At 34.0% G+C, this 2,007-nt stretch carries 3 protein-coding genes and 1 tRNA gene; 2 read left to right on the forward strand and 2 right to left on the reverse strand.

Going from position 1 to position 2,007, the window contains the following annotated elements; genetic code table 11:
- Positions 1-111 precede the first annotated feature (111 nt).
- On the reverse strand, positions 112-561 hold the full coding sequence (locus H510_RS0112855; RefSeq protein WP_051291212.1) for a tail fiber domain-containing protein: 450 nt from the start codon (positions 559-561) through the stop codon (positions 112-114).
- Positions 562-616: 55 nt separating this feature from the next.
- Entirely contained in the window at positions 617-874 is a 258-nt protein-coding gene (locus H510_RS0112860; protein ID WP_026904688.1) for a hypothetical protein, read from the reverse strand.
- 133 nt (positions 875-1,007) lie between these two features.
- Here H510_RS0112860 and msrA point away from each other — a divergent pair, with 133 nt between their 5' ends.
- Positions 1,008-1,550, forward strand: coding sequence for a peptide-methionine (S)-S-oxide reductase MsrA (gene msrA, locus H510_RS0112865; protein WP_026904689.1), 543 nt, complete (start codon positions 1,008-1,010; stop codon positions 1,548-1,550).
- A gap of 157 nt (positions 1,551-1,707) precedes the next feature.
- Positions 1,708-1,781: transfer RNA gene (locus tag H510_RS0112870), tRNA-Pro, on the forward strand.
- Positions 1,782-2,007 lie beyond the last annotated feature (226 nt).

Below are 2,007 nucleotides of genomic sequence, written 5' to 3' on the forward strand. Positions count from 1 at the left end.
TCATTTCATATTGATTTATATGAAATATATTAGACCTCAGGATGACAACAAAGGTCCGCTCAGTGTGACAAATATGATTTTGGAGACAGCCTCTTTAATCAAAAACTTGAATTAATCAATCAATTGGGCAGATTTTACTTTTAATCGCTCTATCTCTTTTTTTAACAATTCTATTTCGGTTTGCTGCTCTTTCACCGCAGCTACCAGTACAGGAATTAGATTATTCATTTGCACTTCTTCATATTTGGCAACTTTAGATTGATTTTTTCCCGCCGGATACATTTTAGAAGTTTCTGTAACGATACCTGGCAATTGGGTATTCACTCCATTTGTTTTAAATCCATACTGGTTGCCAGATGGTAGTCTCAAATATTTATATTTATCTACATCGTATTTAAAAGTTATAGGCTCTAAAGCATTTAACTTTTCTGTTGGATTTGTAATTTTAGTGATATCAACTTTTAAATCACTTTCCTCAATTTTTTGAGCTTGAACATTTAAAGTTAATACAGTGGCAAAAACGCCTATAATAGCAGTTTTAAGAATGAATGAAGTTTTCATAATTGTATAATTTGATTGAATTCAACAATAAGATTAATGATGTAAAAGATTCTAGTTAAGCTTCTGGAGGGAGCTCGGGCAAAGAAAGGATTCTATTGGGTAGAAAAACTGATGATTGAAGTGGAGCGCTTTTAATAGCTCTATACACTATCCATGTATAGCCTTCATGATTAAGGAACTCATCAGAACCTATTAGTTCCTCAGATTCAGAATCACCACCAGTACGCTCTTGTGAGTTTTGTTCGGTTTGATTAACATCAACACATACTTTTTCTGAATTGCTTGTGGCAAAAACAGCTTTGCTTATATTCATGGGTATCATAAATATCAGACAAAGTAGAAATATGTTAATGATCTTGCTAAACATTTGCTAATAACGCTTGTTTAAAGATAGAGAAGCAAACATATTGCCTAAATCATATTAAATCAAAATTTTAAACAAAAAAATGACAAAAAAAATAATATTAGGCGGGGGATGCTTTTGGTGTACAGAAGCTGTGTTTACGGCTATTCATGGCGTTAAAGATATTAAACCAGGATATATGGGTGGAAAAAGAGAAAATCCAACCTATGAACAAGTTTGTAGCGGCGCAACCGGACATGCGGAGGTTATACAAATTACTTATGATGATGCATTACTAAGTTTAGAAGATTTATTGCATGTATTTTTTTATACCCACAACCCAACTACATTAAACAGGCAAGGTGCTGATGTTGGTACGCAATACCGTTCTGTAATTTTTTATGAGGATACTGAACAAGCAGAAATAGCACACCAAGTTATAGCTAAGATAAATGATGATGGAGTTTACACTGATAGCATTGTAACAGAAGTTAGTCCTGCTGCTGTATTTTACGAAGCAGAAGATTATCATCATCAATATTTTATAAGAAATAGAAACCAGCCTTACTGTATGGCTGTAATAGAACCTAAACTGGTTAAACTTCTGCAGCATTTTAAAGATAAAATAAAGCCAGAATTACTTTAACAAAAGTTCAAATAAGCTCTCTCAAAAATAAAGTGCTGTTTATGAATAAGTTCACAGTATTTTTTAATTTTAATTTGCATGAGATATAATTAAAACCTACATTTGTGCCACTTTAGAAAAAAGACACGGGTTCTAAAGTTGTTCTCAAAACCCTCATCGGGGTGTAGCGTAGCCCGGTATCGCGCCACATTTGGGATGTGGAGGTCGTAGGTTCGAATCCTGCCACCCCGACTCAGCTCAGTATAAATGAGTTTAAAAGCCTCTAAATTTTATATTTAGAGGCTTTTTTGTTGTCTATATCGGCTGCTCAAGTTCTTAATCCTGATAAACCATGTATGATGACGTTGTTTCTTGACTTTTCCGGATCAAGCGTAAAAGTTGGGGAGAGACATTAAGCATATATTTTAGCTAGTCTAAAGAGGAAGAACTTGACATTTCTTACGCCTCTGAACTGCGA

The sequence above is a fragment of the Pedobacter glucosidilyticus DSM 23534 genome (assembly GCF_000425145.1).
Taxonomy (GTDB): Bacteria; Bacteroidota; Bacteroidia; order Sphingobacteriales; family Sphingobacteriaceae; genus Pseudopedobacter; species Pseudopedobacter glucosidilyticus.